The sequence below is a fragment of the Mesorhizobium sp. M1E.F.Ca.ET.063.01.1.1 genome (genome assembly GCF_003998155.1).
Lineage (GTDB): Bacteria > Pseudomonadota > Alphaproteobacteria > Rhizobiales > Rhizobiaceae > Mesorhizobium.
Genome location: NZ_RZSC01000046.1, coordinates 1 through 18294 on the forward strand (window position 1 = coordinate 1; position 18294 = coordinate 18294).

The 18294-nt window shown below is 62.0% G+C and carries 15 protein-coding genes; 6 read left to right on the plus strand and 9 right to left on the minus strand.

Features of this window, described 5'->3' with window-relative positions; translation table 11 throughout:
- Positions 1 to 3 precede the first annotated feature (3 nt).
- The gene (locus EOA29_RS41235) at positions 4 to 285 is read right to left on the minus strand and encodes a hypothetical protein (protein ID WP_189478837.1); all 282 of its coding nucleotides are present in this window, start codon (positions 283 to 285) and stop codon (positions 4 to 6) included.
- A 15-nt stretch (positions 286 to 300) separates the two neighbouring features.
- Here EOA29_RS41235 and EOA29_RS06470 point away from each other — a divergent pair, with 15 nt between their 5' ends.
- A complete protein-coding gene (locus EOA29_RS06470) occupies positions 301 to 1128 on the plus strand; it encodes an AraC family transcriptional regulator (protein WP_126094818.1) in 828 nt (275 codons plus the stop codon).
- Between the two features lie 46 nt (positions 1129 to 1174).
- On the opposite strand, the gene EOA29_RS06475 is transcribed toward EOA29_RS06470, so the two are convergent.
- Both EOA29_RS06475 and EOA29_RS06480 read right to left on the minus strand, forming a co-directional pair.
- Positions 1175 to 1951 carry an OmpA family protein gene (locus EOA29_RS06475; RefSeq protein ID WP_126094817.1) on the minus strand — a complete coding sequence of 259 codons (777 nt, stop codon included), beginning with the start codon at positions 1949 to 1951 and terminating at the stop codon, positions 1175 to 1177.
- A gap of 87 nt (positions 1952 to 2038) precedes the next feature.
- The gene (locus tag EOA29_RS06480) at positions 2039 to 5341 is read right to left on the minus strand and encodes a DUF6212 domain-containing protein (protein WP_127220529.1); all 3303 of its coding nucleotides are present in this window, start codon (positions 5339 to 5341) and stop codon (positions 2039 to 2041) included.
- Positions 5342 to 5537: 196 nt separating this feature from the next.
- On the opposite strand from EOA29_RS06480, the gene EOA29_RS06485 reads away from it, so the two are divergent.
- Positions 5538 to 6494 (plus strand): glycosyltransferase family 2 protein, encoded by a 957-nt coding sequence (locus tag EOA29_RS06485; protein WP_189434526.1) that lies wholly within the window; start codon positions 5538 to 5540, stop codon positions 6492 to 6494.
- 37 nt (positions 6495 to 6531) lie between these two features.
- Here EOA29_RS06485 and EOA29_RS06490 read toward each other — a convergent pair whose 3' ends face one another.
- A complete protein-coding gene (locus EOA29_RS06490; protein WP_126094814.1) occupies positions 6532 to 6822 on the minus strand; it encodes a hypothetical protein in 291 nt (96 codons plus the stop codon).
- 148 nt (positions 6823 to 6970) lie between these two features.
- Positions 6971 to 9673: a glycosyltransferase gene (locus tag EOA29_RS06495; protein WP_126094813.1), complete on the minus strand. Its 2703-nt coding sequence runs from the start codon at positions 9671 to 9673 to the stop codon at positions 6971 to 6973.
- Between the two features lie 231 nt (positions 9674 to 9904).
- Here EOA29_RS06495 and EOA29_RS06500 point away from each other — a divergent pair, with 231 nt between their 5' ends.
- Entirely contained in the window at positions 9905 to 10420 is a 516-nt protein-coding gene (locus tag EOA29_RS06500; RefSeq protein ID WP_245464737.1) for a hypothetical protein, read from the plus strand.
- A gap of 132 nt (positions 10421 to 10552) precedes the next feature.
- Positions 10553 to 11293: a hypothetical protein gene (locus EOA29_RS06505; protein ID WP_126094812.1), complete on the plus strand. Its 741-nt coding sequence runs from the start codon at positions 10553 to 10555 to the stop codon at positions 11291 to 11293.
- Positions 11294 to 11434: 141 nt separating this feature from the next.
- Here the strand turns inward: EOA29_RS06505 and EOA29_RS41240 are convergent, their stop codons facing one another.
- The gene (locus EOA29_RS41240; protein ID WP_210213121.1) at positions 11435 to 11704 is read right to left on the minus strand and encodes a hypothetical protein; all 270 of its coding nucleotides are present in this window, start codon (positions 11702 to 11704) and stop codon (positions 11435 to 11437) included.
- Between EOA29_RS41240 and EOA29_RS06510 the strand changes: the two genes are divergently transcribed.
- Complete coding sequence (locus EOA29_RS06510) at positions 11691 to 14078, plus strand: sulfatase-like hydrolase/transferase (protein WP_210213122.1); 2388 nt, start codon at positions 11691 to 11693, stop codon at positions 14076 to 14078. The two genes, EOA29_RS41240 and EOA29_RS06510, sit on opposite strands and share 14 nt — an antisense overlap.
- Before the next feature lie 26 nt (positions 14079 to 14104).
- On the opposite strand, the gene EOA29_RS06515 is transcribed toward EOA29_RS06510, so the two are convergent.
- The 3 genes from EOA29_RS06515 to EOA29_RS06525 are packed head-to-tail and all read right to left on the minus strand — an operon-like array spanning position 14105 to position 17122.
- A complete protein-coding gene (locus tag EOA29_RS06515) occupies positions 14105 to 15088 on the minus strand; it encodes an NAD-dependent epimerase/dehydratase family protein (protein ID WP_126094809.1) in 984 nt (327 codons plus the stop codon).
- A 34-nt stretch (positions 15089 to 15122) separates the two neighbouring features.
- Complete coding sequence (locus EOA29_RS06520; protein WP_126094808.1) at positions 15123 to 16199, minus strand: glycosyltransferase family 2 protein; 1077 nt, start codon at positions 16197 to 16199, stop codon at positions 15123 to 15125.
- 5 nt (positions 16200 to 16204) lie between these two features.
- Complete coding sequence (locus tag EOA29_RS06525; RefSeq protein WP_126094807.1) at positions 16205 to 17122, minus strand: lysylphosphatidylglycerol synthase domain-containing protein; 918 nt, start codon at positions 17120 to 17122, stop codon at positions 16205 to 16207.
- A gap of 475 nt (positions 17123 to 17597) precedes the next feature.
- Here EOA29_RS06525 and EOA29_RS06530 point away from each other — a divergent pair, with 475 nt between their 5' ends.
- Positions 17598 to 18089, plus strand: a complete 492-nt coding sequence (locus tag EOA29_RS06530; RefSeq protein WP_127220533.1) for a DUF995 domain-containing protein — start codon at positions 17598 to 17600, stop codon at positions 18087 to 18089.
- Positions 18090 to 18294: the final 205 nt, after the last annotated feature.

Genomic DNA, 18294 nt, shown 5'->3' on the forward strand with positions numbered 1-18294 from the left:
GGTTCACACCGATGTCAGCGCCACCGCGGTGGTGGCGCTGACATCGGTGTGAACCGCAAGGCCGAATTCCTTCAGCTTCGCCGCGACGAAAGCCGCTGTCTCGTGCTCGGCAAAGCCGAGCTCCGGATTGGCGTGGATCGCCTGCCGCCAGCCGATCACCTCCGGCACGATCGCCGCTATCCTGTCGTTGTTCTGCATCGTCGTGTCTCCGCTCTCGATTGCGGCGATGTTGCCGATGCCTTCGGCTTCCGTCTTGAACGGGATTGACGGGCAGGACGGTTTCAAGAAAGGCTGCTGGCCATGAGCGATGCCGGCGAGCAAAGGGAGCGCGAAGCAGCAAGGCTGACCAGGCATGAGGGCCTTGGCGGCCTGGAAATGCTCGCCGCCCGCTACCGCGACCATGCCTACGCGCTGCACACGCATCCGACCTGGGTGTTCGGCGTCGTGGTGGCCGGCGTCGAGAAGCTGAGGATCGGCCGCCGCCAGCATCTGGCGCCGGCGGGCTCGATCATCATCGTCAATCCGGAAGAGCCGCATGACGGCGAGAAAGGCGCTCCCGCCGGCTGGGCCTACCGCACCTGCTATCCCGACGTCGCGCTGATGGCCGAGATCGCCGAGGATATCGAGCAGTCGCGATTGCCGATGTTCAGCGAGGGCATTGTCGAGGCGCCGGAACTGGCGTGGGCCTTCGTGAAGGCGCATCGCCTGGCCGGGAAGCTCGAGCAGGAAGCGGCCATGCTCATGGCGCTGCGCGAACTGGCCAGCCGCTTCGGCGACCGCAAGGTCCGCGATCGCGCTTCGGATGGCGGTGAAACGGCGCAGCGCTTCCGCCTCTATGGCGAGCTGATTGCCGAAGATCTTTCTGCCGGCTTCGATCTCGCTCGATTGGCGGCGACGGCCGGGGTCACCCGCTTCCAGGTCATCCGCGATTTCCACCGCGCCGCCGGCATGACGCCTGGACAATATCTGCGCGACCGCCGTATCCGCGCCGCCTCGGCGCTGATCAAAACCGACATGCCGCTGGCCGAGATCGCCGCGGCGACCGGCTTCGCCGACCAGAGCCATCTCACCAGGGTGTTCAAGGCGATCAAGGGACTTGCGCCCGGCGCCTGGCGCGCCGCGGCGTGAGCGTCGCGCGGCACGTTGTACCGGCGTTGCGCCGGCGGCCGGCGCGCTACATCAGCGACGCCGTGGCCAGACGATTCTTGGCGGTGTTCGGCTTCTTGTCGCCGACATAGTCCACATGCGTGTCGATGAGCCGGTCGCTGTCGATGCCGGCGGCGGTTAGGATGTCCATGATCGCCTTGACGCGCTGCTTGGCCAGGTCCTTGTTCGTCTTCGCGGTGTTCGCGCCGGTGAATTCCTTCGCTGCCATCGCTGTCAATTCCACGTTGCAGCGCGTGTCTTTGATGCTGGTGGCAAATTTCTCGAGGTCACTTTTGACCTGCGGCGAAATCACAAGAGACTGGCTGTCGAAGAACATGGGGACCTGCAGAGGACTCCTTTTCTCATACTGCCGGCAGGAGATTCCTTGCTTCGGAAGCGCGTACAGAATCGCACTCCGCGCCTGTTTCGTATCCGCGGCGCTGTCATCGACCCAGTGCGAAAGCGCCAGCACCATTTCGGGTTTCACACCTTGCGTCTTGAGAAAATCCTTGGTCGCGTCGAGCCTGCGGCCGGCTATGCCATCGGCCTTGGTGTAATTGCCTTCTTTGCTCGCCGTCGCGTAAAGCCTGTAGCCGCAATCGCGCCCGCTGTCTTTCAGGAACGCCGCCAGCGAATTGGCGGTTTCGTCCGAAATCTTTCCTTCGCCCTTCTTGAACAGGACACGGTACGAATTCCATTGGGTGCATTTCGGCCCGACGTCACGTTCCTGGGCGGTCGCTTTGAACGAAGCCGCGCTGCCAGCGACGATAAAAATCGCCAGGATGAGGCTGAATACAGACTTCATCTTCAAGATACCTCCCCAGGACGACCCCGTCTATTACCGCAGTTCTTGGTGCTGCCAAGTAACGTTCGCGCGACTGCCTCGCCCGCCTCAATCCCACACGAGCAACAGCTTGCGCCAGAAGGCGTTGGACGGCATGGGTTTCGAACCGCGCGGCAGCCGGATCGCCAGATAGATCGTCAGCCATTTGCGATCGATTTCCCGGATGGAAACCTTCAGGTCATGCAGCTCGAAAGGTTTCGAAACCCGTGTCCATCCGGAGAACGCCAAGGCGCCGACGGGAGCGTCGCGGTTCCAAACGAGTTTTTCCTCCGGCCTGCCGAGAGCCATGGCGAACTCGAACGGCGACGCCTCCTCGTGGGCCATCTCCACCGTCGCGATGGCGCTCCTGGCAAATGCCGGAAAAGCGGCGTTGAGCGCGGCTACGACCGGGCCATGCGTGCTCGGCCGCAGGAATATGCCGCCATTGTCGCCAGCGACGAGAAGCAACGGCAGTTCGGAGGGATAATTCGTCACGAGCGTCGAATGCTTCAGTTCCTCGCCTGTCAGCCGCCGCGTGCGTTGGCGCGATTGCGGCGCGTTGAGGCGTGGGCGCCTCGCGTCGGGCGAGACGACACTGCGGATCTTGATGCTTGAAAAACCGCCGAGCACCGGCGCGTCGGGCCGATTGCCGCCACATCTGACGGCAAGCAGCAAATCGCGCCTGGCTGATGCCGGCGTGTCGACGCTCGCCATGATCTCGCGGGGTTCATGCGGGCGGCTGACATCGGCCCAGCCGCTTCCATCGCCATTTTCGAGGAGCCGAGCGAGATCGCTGAAAGTCCGGTTTTCCGCATCGACGATCGCGATCTGAAACTGCGCCGGCCCGGTCAATGCTTCGTCGAGGTAGACCCAGCAATCCGCGCCGACTGTGCCGGGTGGGCAGACGCCCTTCAGCAAAGCCATTGAGACAATATTGCCCTTGGCCTGGACGAACAGTTGGTCCGGCGATTGTTCGACATAGGTCAACAGATCGGGATCGGCATCCGGATACGAGCCGACATGGGCAAGGCGCAGGACCTCGGCCGGGAGGTATCGCTCGCGCTGAAGCGCGGAATACAGTTCCGGCACGGTGTCCTCGGCCGTCGCGTCGAGCAGGTCGACGACACCCAGCGTGAAGTCCGATCGCCCGGAATGGGCGAGAAGCGAAATCGCCGTATCGGGCCTGCCTTCGCGCGCCGCAATCTCGGCCAGCAACTGCATCGCGTCGGTGGAATTGGCGGGGGCCGAGCTTAGCCGCAGATAACGATCATCCTTGACGCGCAGTTCCAGGTTCCAGAGGTTGAGTTCCTTTTCATGATCGGCGGTGTTCGAGCTGATGCCAAGCTGCACGAACATGTCGGTGTGCGCGAATTTGTGCTTTCGGAACACATTGATGATCGGCCTGCGGTTCCTCAGCCATTCTGCATTCCGGTTCATGCCCGTCGGCGAGGAGCGGTACCAGTAGAGCGGCTCCGGGATCGTGACGATCGTGAGACCTGCCAGATCGGCGCGCAGGAAGAACTCCCAGTCGCTCGCCGAAAAGCCGCGCTCCTCGTTGAGGTACCCTACCTTGTCGAACACCTCACGCCGGAACATCGCATTGGCATCGCCATAGGGATTGGTGATCAGAGCGATGTCCGGAGGGCCGCCGACCGGAAAATAGAGCATATAGCCGCTTTTGGTGTCCGGCGGCACGAAGGGCTCATTGAGCCACTTGGCAAAGGTCGTGCAGATGTCGGCGCCGGACTTTTGCACACCGGCGACGAATGTGCTGACCGCATTCGGAAACAGTGCGTTGTCGTCATCCAGGAACAGGATCAACGAACCCTTCGCGGCTCGAATTCCGGTGTTGCGTGCCTTGCCGAGGAAACCATTCTTCTGCCGGATGATGCGCCAGCCGCGCCGCTTGAATTCGGGCTCCAGTTCCGCCAGCAGCTCGATTGCCTCCGGATCCGTGCTGCCGTCATCGACGACGATCAATTCGATGTTGGGGTAGTCCTGGCGCCGAACCGAGGCAATCGCCTGCGGCAGCAGGCGCGCCCGATTGTAATGCGCCGTGATGATCGAAACGAGCGGCAGAGCGCCTCGGCCGCGGCCGGCGGCCTTGCCGGGCTGCCGGCACAGTTTGGCGTGCAGCTTGCTCCAGGCCTTTTCGCGTGCGTCGCGGTTCTGCAGCGGCTTTGCAGGGCGGAACGAGGGGCTCTCCAGCGTTGAAGCGATCTTGGCCGCGATCCCGGAAGGCGACGCCTCCATCATGACGGCGTCGGCGGATTTCGGATGGAGCAGGTCACGCACGCTGCCGACATCCGTCGCGATGAACGGAATCTCCTCGTCGAGGCACGCCACGACATCCAGCGGAAGTTGCGCGGCCGAATGGGTGATTGCCACCAGCGCACGACTCTGCCGTAGGTAACGGAAGATTTCCGGCACGTCCCGGATGGGCAGGAGCTTCAGTTTGAACGGCCATTGTCGAGCCCGCCGAACGATCATGCCGCCCGAGTGCTCGCCGAGCACATGCCCAAACGCTCCGACGACCGTCACGGCGATGTCGGTCACGCTGGCGTCGGCCAGGCGATCGAGCGCGTCGCAGAACAGCGTCAGTCCGCTGCGCGCTTCCGTGCCTGAAAAGTGCACCACTTCCGCAGTCGGCCGGTCTCGTGGCCTGTAGCGGTCGAGGGTGAAGTCCGAACGCCACTCCTCAGGCTCAAGCGGCGTCGCGATGTGCCGGCTGGCGGGCAGCTTCCAGCCCGCCTTGGTCATCCAGTCGAGCAAAGACTGGCCGGTTACGACGATATGGTCGCAGGTTTCCGCCGACATCCTTTCCATATGCGCGACGGTCATCTGCTCCTTACGCTCGACCGCCCGGGCATTCGCCTCCAGTTTCCACATCAGTGGCTCGTGCGCGAGCACCACGAGCACGGGAGGATCGGGAAACACCCCCGTGCGCTTGGCGACGGTCGGGAAGTGCGCCAGTCCGCCCTCGAGCGAAAAATAGACGACGTCGAAAGCGTTCTGCTTGAGGTAATGATAGACGGCTACAGAATTCTTGTCGCTCGACTCCATTCCGCGCAGCAATTCGGGCGATGACGGCAGCAGTTCGAGCCGCACCAGGAAATTATCGAAGCACCATTTGGCGAGCCTCGCGATCTCCTGCTCGTCGGGTTGGCTGCCGAGTGGGTTTGCCACCCATAGCAGCGTGACCGTGTCACCGATCTTCGCCAGATGCTGCGCCAGCGCGTAGGTCGCCGAGCCGGGATCGGCGGCCACCGTCGAGCCGAACGCGACCTCCGAGACGACACACACATTCCGGGGCTTCTGGCTTGCCTGTCGCTTGCGCGCAGCAATCGCGCCTGCCTTAGAACCAATGCTCAATCAGTCCCCCTCGATCATCAGCCGCAGCGGGTCGAGACAGTCTTGCAAAGAGTAGGATAACACTTTGATAATTGTCTCGCGGGGATAATCGGCTTACCCATATCGCACCCGCATTCGCGTAACCCGGATCAACGCTCGGATGCCCATCCATCGGTCTCCAAAACACCTCGAAAGGCTGGACGATCGGCCTATCGATGTGAGCAAAGGCGAGATCCTGTGCTTTGTGGGACTGCGCAACGAAGCGACGTTGCTGCCGCATCTTCTCGATCACTATCGCAGCCTCGGCGTCGACCGCTTCTTCTTCCTGGACAACGGCTCAACGGATGGAACGCGTGAGCTGATACTGGCGCAGCCGGACAGCCATTGCTTTCACACCGAAGGGTCGCATTTCGCGGAGAACATCACTCCGCCGCGATGGATCAACACGCTGATGCGCGTGTTCGGCTCCGGCCACTGGTGCCTATCGGTCGATGCCGACGAACTGCTCGTCTATCCCGATTTCGAGCGTGTGAACCTGCGCCGGCTTTGCGGCTATCTGGACTCGACCGGCGCCGAGGCTGTGATCGGCTCGATGATCGACATGTATGCCGACGGGCCGCTGGCGGAATGCAGCTATGACGGCAAAAGCCCTCTTGTCGAGGCGTCGCCTTATTTCGATCCGGAGCCTGGGTGGCTGCGCGCGCGCGACGGTCTTTATCCGCCCGAGCAGATGTTCGGCGGCGTGAGGGAACGTGCCTTCTGGCACGGCCGGTTCAAGCAGACTTTCCCTCCGTGCCTGACCAAGGTGCCGATCGTGCGATGGGGCAGGAGCACGCACTACCATGCGGCGCAACATACGATCAGCGAGGTTCGTTTCAGCGAACTTCGCATCGCGCTGCTGCATTTCAAATTCATCTGGGGCTTTCAGCAGAAATCGGCATCTTCCCTGGGCGAGAATGCGCAACTCAAGGAAAAGACGCTTGAGGAGCGCGCTGCCTACATGGAAGCACTGGAACGCGATCCGAAATTGTCGCTTCGAAACAGCCGGTCTGTCCACTATCGCGGCGACAGCGCGCAGCTCGTGGAACTTGGCTGGATGAAATCCTCGGACCGCTACGCCGAATACGTCGCGAAAACGACCAAGCCGCGGTCAGAGGAAACCGCGGCCACCTGAGCTGGCGATCTGATGAGTCGGAAGAGGCCGCTGGTGTTTAACCGCCGTAGCGGTGTCCACCGTCGCCGTTGCCGTTGCTGCCGCCATCTGCCGAAAACTGCGCCAGGCTGTTGAGGGCCAGCGCCTTGCAAGCCGTCGGCGCGTTCGGATAACGGTGCAAATAGTCCTCGAGCGCCTCGATCGTGCCGATCTTGAGGGCCTGCTCGCAAGCGAGCTCGGCTTCCTTGACCGGAGCAACTTCGATTTGTGCCTGCGCCGCGTTGGAAAAAGCGACGCTCACGCCCAGAATGCTAAGTCCGCCCAACAGCAGCGACTGGATCTTACGCATGACAAACCCCTTTCCACCACATGCCCCATAAACCTTAATAATATAACCGGTTAATAATTTGTCAACCATAACGGGAGGTTATCGGGGTGAGTGTGGAGCGCCAAGCCGGGTTAACCTTAACCGCGGCAGCATGGGTCTCGGGCAGCGCTCAATCGCTGAAAAGCGTCAGCTTTCGAAAGAAGGCATTGGTTGGAAAACCGTTGGGAGTTTCCGCGAAACGAACCGCCAGAATGATCGAGAGCGGCGTTTTGTGCCGCACGCGAAGCGACGCCACCAGGCGGTGGCGCGCGAACTTGTCCCGAACGGCCGTCCATCCGGAAAAAGCGATGGTTTGCCGAGCGATGTCCTGCTGCCAGTCGATGATCCAGTCGGGGCGGGCGAGGGCAAGGCCGAAGTCGATTGCCGGCGCGTTGGAATGCGCGACTTCCACTGCTGCCTCCAGCCTGCGGAAGAAGGGTGGAAATTGTTGATCGAGCGACGCCGCGACTGGCCCGTCCAGATGCGGTCGCAGGAATATCCCGCCATCGTCCCGCGCCACCAGGAGCAATGGAAGATCGCAGACGCGCGGCGTGAGAAGCCTAGCGCTCCTCAGCGCTTGAAAGGCGAGGCTGCGTGAGCCGTCGGCTCCATCGGCCTCGTCTGGAGTGTCCTCACTGGTCCTGGCTGCGTCCCCCTCAAGCAAGGTCGCCGCGGTATCGGGACGCCCGGTCGCCAGGGCGATGGCGGCGAGGCTTCCGATGGCCGCATCGCTGTTCGGTTCGAGATCGCAGAGTTCGAGATACTTTCGATAGGCGGGGGTATATCTCAGGTTTTCGCGCGCGCTTTCGATTTCGGATCGTGCCGTGTTCTGGGCGATGGCAAGCTGATACAGCAGCCCGGCGTCGTCGAATCGGCCCGACCTGAACGCCTCGATGATGGGACGGCGATTGTCGTACCAGTTCGAGGTCCGGAACATTCCGTCCGGCTTCGAGCGATACCAGTAAAGCGGCTTCGGAATCGGCCGGATCCTCAGCCCGGCAAGGGAAGCTCGCGCGAAGAATTCCCAGTCGTGCATGGCATAGCCAGGCTCTTCGATCAGAAACCCGATCTGTGAGAAAACCTCTCGGCGCACCATTGCATTGGCATCGCCATAGACATTGTGGATCAGGCCGAGAGCGTCGGGGCCGCCGAGCGGCAAGTATTGGATCAGCCCGTCCGCCCGGTCCGCGGGAACGAAATCCTCGTAGAAGATCAGTTGGAAGGCGGTGCAGATATCCGCTCCAGATGCCGTCATGGCGCGGACGAACTGGTCGACGGCCTCTGGAAAAAGCGCGTTGTCATCATCCGCGAACAGGATCAACTCGCCACGCGCGGCGCGGACACCGGCGTTTCGCGCGGCGCCAAGGTGTTTGTGCGGCCGGCGCAAGATCTTCCATCGGCGCTGACGGAAGGCCGGCTCCAGCGCATCCAGCAACCGCCTAGCTTCATCCTGGTCGCTTCCGTCATCGACCAGCACTAGTTCCAGCCGGTCGTAGGTTTGCGCTTCGATCGCCGCGATCGCCTGTTTCAGATAGAGCGGCCGGTTGCGATGGGCCATGACGATCGAAACCAGCGGCGCCGGACCGGCGCGCTTGCCAACGCGCCGGCGTACGGCCGATGCCGGCGGATTGCGTGTGGCGAGCCAGGCCTGCCGACAATGACCAGAAACGTCTATCCGCCGCGGGCGGGGCGGGCTGCCGAGCGCGGCCAGGATCGAGCGGGCCAACTGGCCGGCGTCAGGCTCGACCAATCGAGGCTGCTCCGCCTCTGCGTTCCACGCCTCGGCATTGGCGCCGGCGTTGGTGGCAACGAACGGCAATCCCGCCGCGATACAGGTGGCGACGGCGGCGCCTGTCGATGCGGCAAGCGAAGGGATGACCGCCAACGCACCGTTGCGCTGGACGTAGTCGAGCTTCGCATCCAGATCCGCGGCGGGCAAAATCTTGAGCTTGAACGGCCATTTCTCGGCCCGGCGCAGAAGCAGTCCGCCGCTGTGCTCGCCCATGATCTTGCCGAAGGGAGCAAACGCCGTAAGGGTCAGGCCTGGGGGCGCCGACGGCGCGAGCAAGTCCAGCGCATCGCAAAGCAGCGTCAGGCCATCACGAAACCGCGCCGTGGAGAAGACGGCGAGCTCTCGCACAGGTCCGCTTTTGGGCGCCGGCCGCGCACCGGCCCGGCCGATGCCGGCGGACAGCGGCAACATCGGCATCACCGCCGCCTTGCGGACCTTCCAGCCTTTCGACAGCATCCACTTGCGCAGCGTGGCGGAGGCACAGATCGTCCGGCCTGCCATCTCCGCGCAGTATTTTTCCATATAGGCGATGGCGATCGCCTCGGTGCTTCCCATGAAGGCCTTGTCGGCTTCGCGCGCCCATTCCTCCGGAGCGTTGGCGAAGACAATGATCGGCGGAGGCGCGAAGGCCCCGGTTTCGGCCGCCAGCAGCGTGTAATAAGCCAATCCGCCCTCGAGGGGCGCGTAGACCAGATCGTGATTGGACCGTTCGAGGTAATGCAGCAACGCCGCGGAGCGGCTCTCGGGCGTCGCCAGCGAAGGGAGCAGTTGATCGGACCTGTCGAGAACCTCCAGTTTGACCGAGGCGGCCTCGAATTCCGAGCGGTACGCTGCCACCTCGTCGGCAGACGGCACATCCCGGCCGACAACCCACAGCAGGATGACGTCGTCTCCGTCCTCGGCGAACAGCCTGGCAAGTTCGCCGGGCGCCGTGGCGTCGTCGATGTCGACGTCGAGCCGGATCGCTTGCGTCACCACCAAGATGCGGCGACGACCGCCTTGCGGCTTCGACGGCTTCCTCAGCTTGCTCCCAATGGCCATTGCCGGTTCCTCTGCCCCAAATTCATAAGCAGCGTTCTTCCGCTTCTGTGCCTTTTGACCATCCCTGGTTTACTTTTCGGTGATCATCCTTCTGCGCCGTTGGTAAACCAAGACCATCAAGCGGTCCCTAAAAAGGCTGTACAATCAATCGACTGTTACAAGTTTAGCGACACGGCATAACCAATCTTTACGCGTCCCGGCTAATCGTTCACGGCATAGCAGGAGGCGCAAATGAAAACGACGGTGAAGTTTCTCGCTGCGCTCGGTCTGATGGGCGCGATGGTCTCAACGAGCTCTGCAGGGGAATTGCTGCGTCCGCGCATCAGTCTCGGCACCGCCAACGTCAAGACGATCAGCGGCGATCGCGGTGGCTATGTGATCGACTATGCCATCCGTGCCTTGAAGCTGCGGCGCAGCGGCGGCTTTGTGCGATTCGATGGTGCGTGCGACTCGGCCTGCACGCTCTATCTGTCCATGCCCAAGAGCAAGATATGCGTCACGCGCAACGCATCGTTCGGCTTCCATCTGCCCTATGGTGCCGGTGCGCGGGGCAATCAGGTTGCCGCGAACTTCATGATGAAGAACTATCCTGGCTGGGTTCGCGGATGGATCGCCAAGCGTGGTGGGCTGAAGAATTCCATCGCGACCATGACTTACGCGGATGCGAGCCGCTTCCTCCCGACCTGTCCGTCCGCGCAGCGTACGACCATCGCAAGCCTGAGCCCGACGCGCCTGCGTGGCGGCTGATCCTCGAGCCGGTGCTGGAATAAATCCGACGGCGGGTGCGTCATGCGCCCGCCGTTGCCGATTCATGCGACGGCTCTCAATTGAACGGCCATTGGTGTATTTTCAGACATCTGTTGATTGGGCGTGGTCCGAATGCAGTCTTGCCAAAAGTTCGTGCTGATCGCTTCGCCAAGAACCGGGTCCCAAGCGCTCAATCGCCATCTCAACCAGTATGACGGCATGGTCTTGCACGGCGAAGTCTTCAATCCGGGCTTTGTCGGCTTGCGCTATGACTACCATGAGAAAATGAACCTGCCGCGCGAACGCGTCGATCTGCGGGATGCCGAGCCGGAGCGCTTCATCGCGCGGATTTTCGACGATCCGTCGGCGCGCTTTGTCGGTTTTCACATATTTCCCGATCAGACCCGGCCGGCCATACTCCCCGTGCTCGAAGATGAGGGCGTCAAGAAGCTCTGGCTTGTAAGAAATCCGATCGCGTCCTTCGTCTCGCTGCTCGAGGCGGAGGCTTCTGGGGTCTGGACGGTGCACGCCTCCGATCCCGTCGCGTCCGATAGTCCGAGGAAAAAGGTGTACTTCGACATAGACCGGTTCAACGCCTATCTGCGCGAACTGAACCTGTTTCGCGCGAAGATCAGATCCGTGCTGTTCGAAACCCGGCAGCCATTTTTTCCGATCCATTACAGCGACATCGGCGATCCGCTGGTTGGCAATGCGATCATCGCCTATCTCGGCGGTTCCCAGCGCCTGGATCATTTCGAGACCGAGATCCTGAAGCCGCCGCAGCGGCCTTTCGTCGACCGTATCGAGAATTACTGGGAATTCGTAACCTATTTCAGAGCCGCCTCGACGGACGATCTGTATGCGTTCGGCTGATGTCCGGAAGGGAAGCCGGTTTGGCGAGAACCGGAGTGCCAAGGCCGTCTAGCTCAATCTTGTCGTCGTCGAAATTCGCCGGCTTGCCAATTCCGGCCGGCGCGCCCTTATCCGCCGTCAATCAGCGAAACCAATTGTCTTTCAATATGTTCGGTTAACCAGTTCTGAAGAGACATGGTTAATGCATACTTGATTTTGTTGACTCTTTTTTGGCCCGGGCTGATTCTGCAAGCGTGGGTTTGAAAGCTGCCGGCAGTGGTTGTGGCCGGAGCGCAAACTGGCGGCGGGCAATTGCATGAGTATCGGCGGCAATGTGGGATCGGCGAGCCGATCCGAAAGCGGCCAGGCGCAATCGAAGACGAAAACGGCCTTGACGCGGAACCTGCGCTTCAGGCGCATGTCCTTGCGCATCATTTGCACCAGCCTGTTGTCATGGCTGCTGCTGGGCGTCTACCGGGGCGTCATCCTCGATCCGCAAACGACACTTCAGGGCGTTCTGGCGTCCATCCCCATGGGATTGGCGGCAAGCTACTACGATCTGATCCTCGTTGCGTCACTGACGGCGGCAACGCTGATCCTGCTCTTTGCCGCAAAGGCAAGCAGGCTTGCCTTCGCGGCAATCGTCTTCCTCTTCTATCTCGTCGTCGTGGTGTCGCTGGCTTGGGGGTTTGCCAACATCAATCTCGTCAAGATGCTGGGTGAGCCATTCACGTTCCAGTGGCTGGTCTATGGCGACTTCCTGCAGAATGCCGACGCCAAGAATGCCATGGGCGACGCGCTCAATATGCGAGGCGCCGCGACCCTTGGCGGGTCAATCGTCTTGGTGCTGGTCCTCGGCTCCGCCGCAGGCAGGTGGGGCCACCGGCTGAGTTCCGCGGGTCACCGGGCGTTTCTGATAGCGCTGGTCCTGTGTGTCGGCGCGGCGCTGGCCGCTACCGGTTATCACGTGCGCGCGGAAGCGCTGCCGGCGCCGAAGGTCGACAATCCGCTCGTTTATTTCGTACAGTCGGCCTGGTTCAGTTCAACGCCGGTCATGCTGGCGATCGGCGCCGGCGCCGATGATCCCGATGTCGCCAGCGTCGGCGAGCGTCCGCCGGAAACATCAAGCTTCCAGGCGCCGACACCAAATCCGATCAAGAACGTGCTGATCTTCATGATGGAGTCGGTACCATCAAAGTACATCGAGACCTTTGGCGGCAAGTATCCGATTACGCCGAACATCAAGAGCTATGCCGCGGATTCCATCCGCTTCGACAACATCTATGCGCACGCGCCTTCCACCCACTACTCGATATTCTCCCTGCTGACCTCGATGTATAACGACATCTCGTTCTACGGGATGACCAGCAGGTACCCGTATCTGCCGTTGGATTCGATTTCCAACACGCTGTCCAAGCACGATTTTCGAACCGGGTTTTTCTGGAGTGCGGATTCCCGCTTCCAGCGAGTGGATGAGTTTTTGCTCAACAAGGGACTGGATGTGATCCAGGACTACCGAGGGCAAAAATGCGCCACCCCGACCTTCAAGCTCAGCACCGAGCAGTGGAAGAACATGGACTACAACAGCGATCTCTGCACGGCGCAATCGATCATCGACTGGATGAACAAGGATTCGGAGCAGCCTTTCTTCGGCATAATGTTCACGGCGATGACCCACTATCCCTACATCTCCGACAGCCCGATGTTCTCGAAGATGACGCCTTCCGCCAAAGACAGGGGGCCGATGCACTATGTCGATGATGAGAAATTCAACGCCTATCTCAACGCCTTGAAGGTCGGCGACACGGCGCTCGGTGAAATCCTTGAATCGCTGAAGCAGTCAGGGAAGCTCGATTCGACACTTGTCGTCATCCTGGGCGATCATGGCGAGGCGTTCGGGGAGCATGGCGAGTATATCCATGCCAGCGCGATCTACGACGAGAACGTCCACATCCCGCTGATCATGATCAACAAGCGCCTTTTCCATGACGAGGTCGCGCATCCGGTTGGCGGCATTATCGATGTCGCCCCGACGATCTTCGACGTACTCGGACTTCCACTGCCGAAGCAATGGCAGGGACGCAGCCTGTTCAGCGAGCAGCGGCCGAACAAGACCTTCTTCTTCAACCCCTGGGCCGGGTCCTTGCTCGGCTATCGCGAAGACGATCGAAAGGTGATTTTCAACGCGACCACCGGCAAGGTCGAAGAATACGACCTCAGGACGGATCCCGGGGAGAGGGCGAACCTCTTCAACGACGGTTCAAGCGACCGAACGGCGCTTTTGCAGCCGATCGCCGGATGGGTGCAGTCGCAGAAGCGGCGAATGGCAAACCTTGTCGCCGAGAACGAGACGGACGCCGGGCACTGCACCGCCATGTCTCTGGAGATCGACGCGGCCGGCACCGATTACCAGGGTCCGCCTCACTTCGACGTTCTCGTTGACGGCAAGCGACTTGCTGAAATCGCCGTCCAGGGCAAGGGGAGCAAGGCATCGACAAGCGAGGAGCGCGTGGCGGAACTGAACGATGCGGCAATGGACGCGCGGCCGTTCCGCATCGATCTCAGCGGCGCGCCCAATCCAAAGTCAATCGAGATTCGCTATATCAACGACCAGTGGGCCGGAGACGGCTCGCCCGGCGATCGCAACCTTTTCATCAAGAGCATCAAGGTGAACGGGCAGTTGGTGCCCAATGGCAAACTGCATGTCGATGAGCAATCCCATGGCTACACCGACGACAGCGGGACCGCCATGTACACCAATGGCTCGCTATGGGTCAGCGGCCCATTCATCGAAGGATGCATGTAGGGCAGGGGCCGGCGGCGGCTTATGCCCTACCTCTTGCCTTCCGGCCGCCATTCGTGCCGATACCAGTCGACGAACTTCGCCAGTCCTTCCTCGATCGACACTTTCGGCTTGAAGCCGAAGTCGCGTTCCAGCGCGCTGGTGTCGGCATAGGTCTTCTCGACATCGCCAGGCTGCATGGGCAGGTCCTCACGGATCGCCTTGACGCCAAGCAGGTTTTCCAGCGTCTCGATGAAGCGGCCGAGATGCACCGGCTGGCTGTTGCCGATGTTGTAGATCCTGTGGCGCTCAACGCCGGCCCCTGGCGGCTTGTCGAGAACCGCGATCACGCCCTCGACGACGTCGTCGACATAGGTGAAATCGCGCCACATCTCGCCATGGTTGAAGACGCGGATCGGCTTGCCGGCCAGCATTGCCTCGGTGAAGATCCAGGCGGCCATGTCAGGGCGCCCCCATGGACCGTAGACCGTGAAGAAGCGCAAACCGGTCTGCGGCAGGCCGAAGAGATGCGAGTAGGTCGAGCTGATCAGCTCGTCGGCCTTCTTGGTCGCGGCATATATCGACACCGGATTGTCGACGCGGTCGGTTTCCGCGAACGGCACCTTGGTGTTGCCGCCATAGACCGAGCTCGAGGAGGCATAGACCAGGTGCCTGACGCTGGGCGAGGCGCGGTAGAGCTCCAGCACCTCCAGATGGCCTGCGATGTTGGCGTGGATATAGGCGCGTGGATTTTCGAGCGAGTAGCGCACGCCCGCCTGCGCCCCGACATGGACGATGCCGCTGACCTGCGTTCCCTCGAGCTTCCCAGCCAGGGCGCCGGGCTCGGCGATGTCGAGCCGATGGAACGAAAATCCCTTGTATGGGGAAAGCCTGGCGAGCCGCGCCGCTTTCAGCGCGGGATCGTAGTAGGCGTTCATGCTGTCGACGCCGATCACCGCGTCGCCGCGAGCCAGAAGGCGTTGGCAGACATGGCTGCCAATGAAGCCGGCGGCTCCGGTCACCAGGACGGTCATGCGATCTTCACCTTGGGGCAGGGGGTGTTCGGCATCATTTCCGGCGCCGGCTTTTCTTGGCGCCCGCCGGCGGGCTCGGCCAATGCCAGCCGTCGCCTTCGCCATGCGCGGGCTGCGGCCGCGCCACATAAGCGAGGGAGACGTTCGCCTCGAGATAGACGCGCGAAAGCATTTCGGCGAGCACCCCCGATGTCACCGCCTGCAGCCCGGCGATCACCAGGAAGAAGCCGGTGAACAGCATCGGACGCGTTCCGATATCTTGTCCGAAAAACACCTTCAGGGCAAATAGATAGGTCAGGATCAGCGAACCGAGCACGCCGAGCACGATGCCGATGCCGCCGAAGAAATGGCCGGGCCTGGTGCGATAGCGCATGAAGAAGAACATGAAGACGAGGTCGAGCACCACGCGGAAGGTGCGCGAGATACCGTATTTCGACTGCCCGTGGATGCGGGCGTGATGGGTTACCACTTCTTGGGCGATGCGGCGCGGCGTCGTCACCGTCGCCAGCCACGCCGGGATGAAGCGGTGCATTTCGCCATAAAGCCGGACGCTGCGGATGACGCTGCCGCGGAAGACCTTCAGGCTGCAGCCATAATCCTTCAGCCGCACGCCGGTGACGCGCGCGATCAGCGAGTTGGCGATGCGCGAAGGCAGCCTGCGCATCCAGAAACCTTCCTGGCGGTTCTTGCGCCAGCCGGCGACGAGGTCGAGATCCTCGGTCAGCAGCCGGTAGACCATGCGCGGTATGTCGAACGGGTCGTTCTGCAGGTCGCCGTCGAGCGTCGCGATGACGTCGCCGCGGGCGGCGTCGAGGCCTGCCTGCATGGCCGCGGTCTGCTTGAAGTTGCGCACCAGTTCCACGCCATGCACATGCGGACCGTATTCGGCCGCGAGCCTGCGGATTTCGTTCGGCGTGGCATCGGTGCTGCCGTCGTCCACCAGCACCACTTCCCAGGGCTGGCTGTAGTTCTCCATCGCCTGGTGGATGCGCATGAGCAGCGGCTCGACATTGTCGGCCTCGTTATACATCGGAATGACGATGGAAAGCCTGTGCTCGGGCATGACGGCGCCCTCGGGCAGGCCCGAGACAGGAATGGGAAGCACGTTCATTGCGGTCATTTCCTTGCGGGTCCCGTGGCCGGGTTCTCCGGCAGCGTCGATTTGGAGGGAAACAGCCAGGCGATCGCGCCGGTGGCGACGGCCGAGCAGAGGATGAAGAGATGCAGTGCCAGCGCCGCCTGCAGGCCGTCCTTCACGGCGATGCCGGAATAGAGCAACGCCGCCGCGGCGCCCGCCTCGTAGGTGCCGAAGCCGGCAACGCCCTGCACCGGCAGGATGGCCGCGGCCTCGGCTCCGACAGCGCCGGGAAAGGCGGTCTGGAAGGAGGTGCCGAGCAGCATCGCGAGCAGCCATCCCTGCACGGCAAGCTTCAGCGTCCAATTGGCCACTGTCCACCACCAGCCGTAGCGGGAGCGCCCCGTGGCCTCGGTGAAGATGTCGCGCAATTTGCCGAGCTTCGAGACGATGCTGCCGCGATGGGCCCAGTCATGCGGCGCGCGCGCCCAGCGCGGCAGGTACCAGGCGACGGCAATCAGCGCCGCGATGCCCGCTGCCCGGAGCGCCGGATGGAGGCTCGGCCACACAAGGCAGGCAAGCACGCCGACGACGAAGGCATCCTGCAGCCTGAACCACAAGAGCGAGGCGCCGGCGCGCACGATCGAGATGCCGAACACCTGGCGAAGCAGCAGCGGGAAGGCGGTCTCGCCGCCGCGGAACGGCACCACGTTGATCATGGCGTTGTGGATCAGTATGACGCGCAGGCAGGCGCCGAAGCGGCCGTTCACCTCGTCGCGGAATTCGTCACAAACGCGCAGCGCGCGCAGCACATAGGTGACGAACAGCGCCAGCGTCACCGCCGCGAAGGCGCCGGGCGTGATGCTGGCAAATGCATCGCCGACCATCTTCCAGCGCGAGTCGCTGGCAAGCCATGCCAGCAGCGCCAGGGTGACGATTATCGATACCGCTCGCTTCAACCAATTCTCCGATGGCGTCCACCGCCGCGTTACGGCAAATGCTCCACTTTTCGAGGATGCTCCGCGCGGTCGGGGGCGGTTTGCATCGCCGGTTGCCTTGCCGGTTTCCTGTCCGGCGTGCGGCCGCCGAAATTCGGGCCTTGCCTGGTTTGCGGCCCGTTCTACGTCTCCGCTTCCATCAAGGGCGGCTGATCCTATAGACCAGCGGCTTGCTCAAATCCACAAGCTTGGCGCGGCCGCGATCACTGTCCGCAAAGCACTCTTGTTGCCTATGCAACGAAAGGTTGACACCGTTTCTCGGGCGACCATTAATAACACCCGGGGGCGGTAACTGCGATGTTGGGGAAGACCCAGCCTGGGTGGTGACGCCGAAAAGAAAGGCGACATCGGCATGTTATCGTTCATTGTGCAGACAGCTCGAAAAATATGGCCATCCGAACCAGCCAGGGGCGTGGGTCGCGATCGATCCGCCCGGATGCTAATCCTCGCCTGTGGGGGGATGGCGCTTTGCGGCGCCGCTCACGCGGCCGGCGCTCAGGAACCCGCGCCGGCTCACGCAGTCACCACGCCGACGGCGTTCGAGCTGCAGCTTTTCTATGCGGACCGCACCTGGAATTGGGACGACGGAGCCGCCTATTTCGCGCAAGACAGAAAGATGCGGGCCTTCACGTCCAAGCCCGATTCAACTTCTGTCGCCGAGGGCACATGGCATCTCAGCAACGACGGCAAGATGTGCATGGATCTCGTCTGGCGCTCGACCGCCTCTGCCGCAACGCCCGTTCGCACCTGCTTCAGCCATCGCGTCCAGAATGGAACCGTCCAGCAGCGCAGGGATCCGGATGGCCGGTGGTACAGCTTCAAGCACGCCTCGGAAGATCCGGCCGACGAGCTCAAGAAGATCCAGGCGGGTGACACCCGGGACGCCGACTTCGAAAAGACCCGCAAATTGGTCGATTCCAAAAGCTGAACCGCTAATGCATGTCGCCCAAAAGTGCGCAGCGGTTTTGGGCGAACGACATGCATCAAAACAAAGACTTAAAAGCGCGTCGCCTGAATTCGTTTTGCGCGACGCGCTTTTAAGGCATCAAGCCTTAAGCGGATCAAACCTGGAGGCTCGCTGAGACAAGCCCTCAACCCAGCTCAGCGAGCCCACGTCCCGACACATTACTCAC

What these genes read in the sequence shown, in the direction of transcription:
- EOA29_RS06510 (WP_210213122.1), top strand. Translation starts at nt 11,691, where the DNA reads ATGTCCTTGCGCATCATTTGCACCAGCCTGTTGTCATGGCTGCTGCTG.
- EOA29_RS06475 (WP_126094817.1), bottom strand. Translation starts at nt 1,951, where the DNA reads ATGAAGTCTGTATTCAGCCTCATCCTGGCGATTTTTATCGTCGCTGGC.
- EOA29_RS06495 (WP_126094813.1), bottom strand. Translation starts at nt 9,673, where the DNA reads ATGGCCATTGGGAGCAAGCTGAGGAAGCCGTCGAAGCCGCAAGGCGGT.
- EOA29_RS06515 (WP_126094809.1), bottom strand. Translation starts at nt 15,088, where the DNA reads ATGACCGTCCTGGTGACCGGAGCCGCCGGCTTCATTGGCAGCCATGTC.
- EOA29_RS06470 (WP_126094818.1), top strand. Translation starts at nt 301, where the DNA reads ATGAGCGATGCCGGCGAGCAAAGGGAGCGCGAAGCAGCAAGGCTGACC.
- EOA29_RS06520 (WP_126094808.1), bottom strand. Translation starts at nt 16,199, where the DNA reads ATGAACGTGCTTCCCATTCCTGTCTCGGGCCTGCCCGAGGGCGCCGTC.
- EOA29_RS06500 (WP_245464737.1), top strand. Translation starts at nt 9,905, where the DNA reads ATGAAAACGACGGTGAAGTTTCTCGCTGCGCTCGGTCTGATGGGCGCG.
- EOA29_RS41240 (WP_210213121.1), bottom strand. Translation starts at nt 11,704, where the DNA reads ATGCGCAAGGACATGCGCCTGAAGCGCAGGTTCCGCGTCAAGGCCGTT.
- EOA29_RS06490 (WP_126094814.1), bottom strand. Translation starts at nt 6,822, where the DNA reads ATGCGTAAGATCCAGTCGCTGCTGTTGGGCGGACTTAGCATTCTGGGC.
- EOA29_RS06530 (WP_127220533.1), top strand. Translation starts at nt 17,598, where the DNA reads ATGCTAATCCTCGCCTGTGGGGGGATGGCGCTTTGCGGCGCCGCTCAC.
- EOA29_RS06505 (WP_126094812.1), top strand. Translation starts at nt 10,553, where the DNA reads ATGCAGTCTTGCCAAAAGTTCGTGCTGATCGCTTCGCCAAGAACCGGG.